Origin of the sequence: Neisseria sp. 74A18, assembly GCF_001308005.1 — a bacterium.
Lineage (GTDB): Bacteria > Pseudomonadota > Gammaproteobacteria > Burkholderiales > Neisseriaceae > Neisseria > Neisseria dumasiana.
In genome coordinates this window covers 1-6746 of the sequence record NZ_LGZA01000055.1, presented here as the reverse complement: position 1 = coordinate 6746, position 6746 = coordinate 1, and the positions used below count along the sequence as shown (strand labels likewise).

Below are 6746 nucleotides of genomic sequence, written 5' to 3'. Positions count from 1 at the left end.
GAGAGGCTGTGCCATTGGCCGAGCAGGACGGCTTTGAACATGGAGAGCAAAGGATAGGCGGGACGGCCGCCGTTGTCGCGCACGTAGCGGGTTTTGCGGCCGGCGAGGTATTGTTCGATGGGTGTCCAGTCAAGAATACGGTCGAGTTTGATGAGTGGGAAGCGGTCGAGATGTTTTTCGATGTGGTTGAGGGCATCGGTGTGTAAAAAGCTGCTCATGAACAAAATCCTCTAAATTCTCGGAGTTTGATGTGAGTGGGAATTTAGAGGATTTTTGAGGGTTTTGCAAAGGTCTCAGCCGACATGCCGATGAAAACGCTAGATGATATGCGCCGCCACGGTTATGAAACGGCCGTCTATATCCAAACTACACCGACAGAAGTGAGCTGGCAAAGCACACTCGAGCGATACGAACAAATGGATAGTTTACCCCTATTATTTTCACACCCTTTTCCCTGCATCTAGGGTCAGAGCAAAGAAACTCAAATCTTTTATAAGGTGCTCCTCCTCTCATAGATTCTTCATGAGCACGGTCAATGTCTACTACATCTCCCAATTCAACGCAGTATGCTTCTGTAATTTTAACTTTTCTCATGCGTCAACCTCATTATTGTTTCTAAAGGATAATTGATAAATAACTTTTAAATACTCAATAAAGAAATACTTCATATACCCTATTCTAATTTTCCTTTTAAATATTCTGTTATCTGATCATAGTTTCGTACTACTCTAAAATTTGGGGAAGCCATCAACAAAGCCTGTTGAGAAGGATTAAACAAAAAGCCATCATCTGCGTAGTCAAGCATAGTGAAATCATTAAAAGTATCGCCTATCGCAATAGAATAAGCATTCCGCTTCTCTTTTAATATTTGTTCCAAGACTTCATATTTCCCTTTCTCTCGCATATAAATCGCGTCAGTAATATATCCTGATTCATCACATGTGAAATGGTTAGGATAAATATTACATACTTCCAAATTTTTAACACTATCCCCAATAATTTCCAAAAAGGCGTCAGTAACAATATAAATGTCAAAATGCATTTTTTGTAAGGATTTTACAAAGTCCAAGGCACCATCTAGTAGCTTAATTTGTTTGGATAACGTGGATAGATGTTGCAATTGAACATTGTTTTTTTTCAGTATTTTGATTCTTTCACTAACCAATTTTTTAAAATCAGGTTCTTCTCTAGTAGTTTTGCCCAACTCCGGCAATCCAAGCTTGTGTGCATAAATTTCCCAAATTTCGGGATACAGTACCCCTTCCAAGTCTAAAAAAGCAAAACGTTCCATAATATTTTCTCCTTGTTTAATTTCGCTCAAAACGGTTTAATTTCGCTCAAAACGGAATTGATGAAAATATCAGCATTCCACCCAGCAAAATTAAAATTACTCCGATAAAACGGTTAACATATTTCTGTTTTTGCAATAATCTATTTCTAATTAATGGGCTGGATAACACCTCCGCTACAAATACAAACCAAATTAGATGTGCAATAGACATAAATGCCCCATACCCTAATTGGATGTAAATAGAAGTGGTTGGTTTTACTATTTGAGTAAACGTACTCAATACAAATAGAGTTGTTTTGGGATTTAAAGCATTTGTTACAAAACCATTTTTAAATGCTTCAATATCACTAAGTGTCTTTGATGAGGCATTTAAATCCACGGTTACGTTGTGATGATTAAATGTTTTAAATCCAATATAAACTAAATAAATTGCGCCCAATATCTTTATAAAATGAAACAATGTAGGAAATTTGAGCAACAATATGCTGACACCTAGAAGTGTGTAACCTACATGGATCCAAACGGCAGAAGCTATACCTAAAGATGTCAATACTCCTGCTCTCCTGCCATGTAGATAACTGTTTCTAGTGACCATGGCGAAGTCCCCACCGGGACTGATAACCGCAAGTATGGTAATTAAGGCTACGGCTATGAGTTCTTGCATGACTTAATCCGTTTCTTTAAAGGTGATAACTAATATATCTCTATATGCTTCTCCTTCAATTGCTGAATGTTTGTAGACAGGAGATACACCGTGGAATACTTTTGTATCATCTACAATAGCGATATCTAAAGTATCCATTAAGGTAAATTGTGCTAATGGTTGTTTATCTAAATCGTAAATTGTCGTTTCTCCACCTTGAACGTTATTTCTTTTAACCATAGCCATTAAAACGTATGAAACGCCATCACGATGGATACCTTCGGGCGTGGATAATCCGATAACACCTTCTTTAGCTTTTATACGGAACTGATGAACCTCAATAAAATAGTTTGTAGGTTTAAGCCCTGAAAATAGTAGGTAGCCAAATTTCATCAATCCCTCAAACACCTCATTTTTTAACACTTGTTCAGGGATTTCTTTAAAGTATCTAGCTACATCTCCATTTAGCTCATTGCAATATTTTGTTTGGAAATGTGGTTGGTACGGTAATAGGCACACCGAATTGTCGGATACCGACGAAGCAAAAACCGCATGTGTTCTTTCACGATATTTACCTCCATCAGCCATGAAAGTGTTTTCTTCTAAATTGAACCAAGTGTTGATAAATTCATTTATTGATTCTTTAGAAGGATAATGCAGTAGAATCTCTCCGATAATCTGTCTTGCTTGTTCTGAAGGAATGTGTGAGAAATAGTTACTTTTAACTTGCTCTTTGATGGTTTCAATAGATGAAGAGTTCGATTTAATATTTTGATATATCATAATAATTCCTCGCTTTAAAATTGTGTGAGCCATTATGTACGAAGAATTTTGCTCCAAAATTTAAACTAAAAAAATCGAATTATTATCTTTTCATGTGTGAGATTATGGAAAATATTAGACGATTACCACTTAATGCACTTAAGTTTTTTTATTTCGTTGGAAAATATGGAAGTCTAGTTGCCGCTTCGCAGCAACTTCATGTAACACATGGTGCAGTAAGCAAGCAATTGAAGCTTCTAGAAGAGCACCTGAATGAAACATTATTTATTAAGCAAGGCCGCAATCTCCGACTTTCTTCTGCAGGATTAATATTGTATGAATCCTGCCAGTACATTTTTTCAGAACTCCAAAGCACATTAACTAAATTAGATCATGGTAAAGATAAAGATTTGGTGGTTTCGTGCGAACCTACTTTGGCGATGAGATGGTTAATTCCTAGAATTACTCGCTTCCCAAAGGAGTTCGGCTTTAATGTGGTAATTTTAGCTGCTGGAGGGAACGTAGATTTTCATCATCAAAAGATTGATGTAGCTATACGGCGAAATGACTTTTCATGGCCCAAAACAATTTATTCGGAATTGTTGTGTAATGAAAGAATGGGGCCGGTACATATCCCTTCACTTTCTACGGATGCAAAAAAGTTGCATACATACACACGCCCTCATGCATGGAAAGATTGGGAGAAATGTCATAGAAATAAATTTTCATGTAAAGAAAATATGTTTTTTGAACACTTTTATCTATCCATTCAAGCTGCAATCGCAGGACTGGGAATCGCTATGGCTTCTGAGCTGATGGTCGAAGACGAAATAAAGCAAGGAATATTAATCGCACCTTATGATTTCAAGGAGGATGGATCTGGATATTATTTGCTATCAGAGATAGCTTTTGAAACTGATTATCGCAGAATTAAATTTTTATCTTGGTTGCGAGAACAAATGAATGATTTTATTGGGGAGTAGCATACATTAATCATAAATAAGAAAAAAATGATGATAATTCCCGCAGGAGGGGGCAAGTCGGGCTTGGGCTTGCCGGTTGCGTAGGTTGCCGCAGGTGCCGGAGCGGTCGGCATGGTCAAGTCCGGCTTGGGGGCGTGGGGACGTTTCGGGCGGAGGTACGGAGCCGGGAACGGGGCTGCTGCGGGCTGGATTTTGACAAACGGGTTTCCCATCTGCCATATTCAGGCCGTCTGAAACCGTCTCTTTCAGACGGCCTGCTACATCAAAAATTAAAGATTACTTGCTCGATTGTCCACCAAGTTTTAGGGTAGGCTTCCCTAAATTCTTCAACTTTCCATAGATTTTCTTCATCATCAATCCCTGAATCATAAATAAATTTTCCATCAGAGCCTATAAAATGTGTTGCTCTTATACAACCATTTCTTATACTGGCCTCTACATTGGCGATATTTTCTAGCATCAGCAGATTAGTTAAGGCTACTGTGTCTAGCCTTGTATTGGGTGGAAAATCCCCTTTCAGGCAGTCTGAAAACAGCTTGTCATACGTTGTGCGGGGTAACAATGCAAACGTGTCCGTCATAGTTCCGACACCATAATCCTCACATGTTTGAGCCAGTAAGTCGTAAGTAAAATCGGAACTGCCTTTTAAGGCCGAAGCAAAAATTTCTATACAATCGTCCGCGGTTAAACCATCGTTTAAACTGTCCATATCACGCCACATCGTCATAAATACTTCCCGAATTTGCTTCGGGTGAAGTTCTGATATTTGAGTGAGAATGTGGTCAACATTGTTTATTTCCATTGTTCCGCCTCCATAACTTCTTCAACGTTTTGAATCCCTTTCGCTGCAATCTCTTTTTCAAACCATGTAGCGGGGTTTACATAAAAATCAGACGGAAAATCCAACTCAACATTAAAATCAATATTGGTATTCCGCCAAAACCAATGGGCGGCAATATCGAGTGCACCGTAAAAACAGATTTCCAAACAGCATCCCATCAGCGCATATTCAAACGAGCCGCTAATACTCCGTATAGAAGCCTCCATATAGACTTTGACCATTTTTCGGCTTTCGCCCGCCGCTAATAGCATTCGGTGCAGACTGCAATAAAGGTCTATATCAAAAGTTATGGTTAAGTCCCGATAATATTCGCTCAAACAGTCCAACTCTTCATCCGTGCAGCCGATATAGTCAAGCTCGCTATCCAATTCGGCCACCATCAGGCGGCTGCCGTCATTTCTGTATTCAAACCGATATTTCATTTCTATTTCCTTTTTTAAACGGTCAAAATAAAACAAGCTGTTCCTCAAGCGTAAACATGCGCTGCGGAATTACCGTAATCGGATTTTCTGTGCTTTCTGCGGCTCCTTTCTTGTCGGCGGATATTCTGTCCGCCATTGCCTGACCGAAGCCGCCGAGTATCCAATCGGCCGTACACCAAGCCGCCCAAAATTCGTTCGTCAAACTGTTGCCATGCACGATTTTGGCGGGGATACGGTAAAGCTGGCATTGGATAAAACATATCCAAACGCACAAGGCATCAATATCAATTCCGATAGCGGCCATGTGCTGTGCAGGTGTGTAGCCAAGTGAACAGACGTTTTCGGCGAAAGCAATCACGTTCGCCCCACTTCCGCAGGTAGGCTCTAAAACGCTTACAAATGGCTCGGTTTTCAGCTTTTCGGCCAAATCCTGATTAACAATGGCCGCCATCAGTTTACTGATGTTGTAGGGCGTAAAATATTGCCCGCTGTTTGGGTTGCCCAAACCTAAATCCATATACAGGCAGCCTAAAATATCGGCAAATAAGCCCTGTTCTCTGTGGCTATGGGTTTCAACAATCAATAAGCCCAGTATTTCTGCAAACCGCTTAAAATCACTTTCCGAATACTGTTTGCGGATTTCGTGGTAACGGTTTTCCCGTTGCACCCATCTATCGTCAAATACGTATTGGTTAATCAATACAATGGCGGCCACTTCGACAAAATCCCTAAATAAATCTGCAACCCGATAGGCAGCACCGAACGACTGAAACAATCTGACAATCTCTTTATTGATGTCGGCCATACCGTTTAATCTCCGTTGTGTCGTTCAGACGGCCTCAACAGGCCGTCTGAAACATGGTTAACGATTACCACCAACTGTTATAAAAGACTGCCAAGCCGTTTGCTATGGCTTCGCGGGCGGCTGCAATAAATTTCTTGGTCTCTTCTATGTCTTCGGGGTACACCTCTTCTCCGCCGAAGAAAAAGCCCGGCGTATATTCCAATTCGTTGTTGTCCAACGCCTGCTCCAACCGTACCAAGTCCGCTAACTCCAGCCTTACCGTGCGGCAGTTAAACACTTCGTCTTGCCCGCCTTTTTCTCTGTAAAGCTCTTCCATCCAACCATGCAGATGATTGAATTTGCGCCAATAGGCAATATCGGTTAGCTGCGCTTGCTCGCGCTCTTCATCAGTTTTTGGCATCACATCGGTTTGTCGGTCGCCCGCAAACTCGGCACGCATGGTGTAGCCGTACATGTCCAATCCCATAGTCATTCCTTTCATGTTAAATAATTAACAACACACAACCATCGGGGGCGGTCGCCGCCGTGTTGTGATGTCGTTAAAAATTTCAAAGCGCAAAAAGTCCAGACTGGCTTTGTGCGGCTTTCATCTTTGTCCGGTGCGCCCTTAGCGGCGTGGTGGAAAAGGTGGAAGACGTGCAAAGACACTCGTCTTGGTCTGGACTTTTTGCGCTTTGAAATTTAGACATCTAGAGACAACACGGCGGCGACCGCCCCCGATGGTTGTTTTATGGGACAGCCGCTTGCGGCGTTTCCGCCTTTTGGCGGAATTTTTAAAAACGCTTTGGGGCGTTTTTTGGCACTCGTTGCCTATCCTGCGTCTAGTTTGAAAATGGGTTTATTGGGGAAGTTTTTCGTTTTTAGCAGGGGTGAGGTACGCGTGGACTTAGATATTGACGTTTATTTTGAATATTTGCGTATTATGTAGTATTTTTTTCTATTTTAATTGTGTATTTAAAGTATTAACTTAAATTTTTTTGCATTTAATAAGTATATGAA

At 40.8% G+C, this 6746-nt stretch carries 10 protein-coding genes and 1 pseudogene; 3 read left to right on the top strand and 8 right to left on the bottom strand.

The window, feature by feature from the left end; genetic code table 11:
* Positions 1–218: pseudogene (locus AKG43_RS11500) on the bottom strand (IS5/IS1182 family transposase); the annotation flags it as partial.
* Positions 219–302: 84 nt separating this feature from the next.
* Between AKG43_RS11500 and AKG43_RS12890 the strand changes: the two are divergent.
* The gene (locus AKG43_RS12890; RefSeq protein ID WP_255351205.1) at positions 303–464 is read left to right on the top strand and encodes a zeta toxin family protein; all 162 of its coding nucleotides are present in this window, start codon (positions 303–305) and stop codon (positions 462–464) included.
* Between the two features lie 209 nt (positions 465–673).
* Here the strand turns inward: AKG43_RS12890 and thrH are convergent, their stop codons facing one another.
* The 3 genes from thrH to AKG43_RS11485 are packed head-to-tail and all read right to left on the bottom strand — an operon-like array spanning position 674 to position 2717.
* Positions 674–1291: a bifunctional phosphoserine phosphatase/homoserine phosphotransferase ThrH gene (gene thrH / locus AKG43_RS11495; protein ID WP_054617425.1), complete on the bottom strand. Its 618-nt coding sequence runs from the start codon at positions 1289–1291 to the stop codon at positions 674–676.
* Between the two features lie 46 nt (positions 1292–1337).
* Complete coding sequence (locus AKG43_RS11490) at positions 1338–1955, bottom strand: LysE family translocator (protein ID WP_054617424.1); 618 nt, start codon at positions 1953–1955, stop codon at positions 1338–1340.
* Positions 1956–1958: 3 nt separating this feature from the next.
* Entirely contained in the window at positions 1959–2717 is a 759-nt protein-coding gene (locus AKG43_RS11485; RefSeq protein WP_054617423.1) for a 2OG-Fe dioxygenase family protein, read from the bottom strand.
* Between the two features lie 104 nt (positions 2718–2821).
* On the opposite strand from AKG43_RS11485, the gene AKG43_RS11480 reads away from it, so the two are divergent.
* Positions 2822–3679 carry a LysR family transcriptional regulator gene (locus tag AKG43_RS11480; RefSeq protein ID WP_054617422.1) on the top strand — a complete coding sequence of 286 codons (858 nt, stop codon included), beginning with the start codon at positions 2822–2824 and terminating at the stop codon, positions 3677–3679.
* A gap of 262 nt (positions 3680–3941) precedes the next feature.
* On the opposite strand, the gene AKG43_RS11475 is transcribed toward AKG43_RS11480, so the two are convergent.
* The 4 genes from AKG43_RS11475 to AKG43_RS11460 form a co-directional block, all read right to left on the bottom strand.
* Positions 3942–4481: a hypothetical protein gene (locus tag AKG43_RS11475; protein WP_054617421.1), complete on the bottom strand. Its 540-nt coding sequence runs from the start codon at positions 4479–4481 to the stop codon at positions 3942–3944.
* The gene (locus AKG43_RS11470; protein ID WP_054617420.1) at positions 4472–4942 is read right to left on the bottom strand and encodes a hypothetical protein; all 471 of its coding nucleotides are present in this window, start codon (positions 4940–4942) and stop codon (positions 4472–4474) included. The genes AKG43_RS11475 and AKG43_RS11470 overlap by 10 nt, the downstream gene beginning before the upstream one ends.
* Before the next feature lie 22 nt (positions 4943–4964).
* Positions 4965–5747, bottom strand: a complete 783-nt coding sequence (locus tag AKG43_RS11465) for an N-6 DNA methylase (protein WP_054617419.1) — start codon at positions 5745–5747, stop codon at positions 4965–4967.
* A 64-nt stretch (positions 5748–5811) separates the two neighbouring features.
* Positions 5812–6213, bottom strand: coding sequence for a phosphoglycerate kinase (locus AKG43_RS11460; protein ID WP_231718162.1), 402 nt, complete (start codon positions 6211–6213; stop codon positions 5812–5814).
* A gap of 264 nt (positions 6214–6477) precedes the next feature.
* Here AKG43_RS11460 and AKG43_RS11455 point away from each other — a divergent pair, with 264 nt between their 5' ends.
* The gene (locus tag AKG43_RS11455) at positions 6478–6675 is read left to right on the top strand and encodes a hypothetical protein (RefSeq protein ID WP_054617417.1); all 198 of its coding nucleotides are present in this window, start codon (positions 6478–6480) and stop codon (positions 6673–6675) included.
* Positions 6676–6746: the final 71 nt, after the last annotated feature.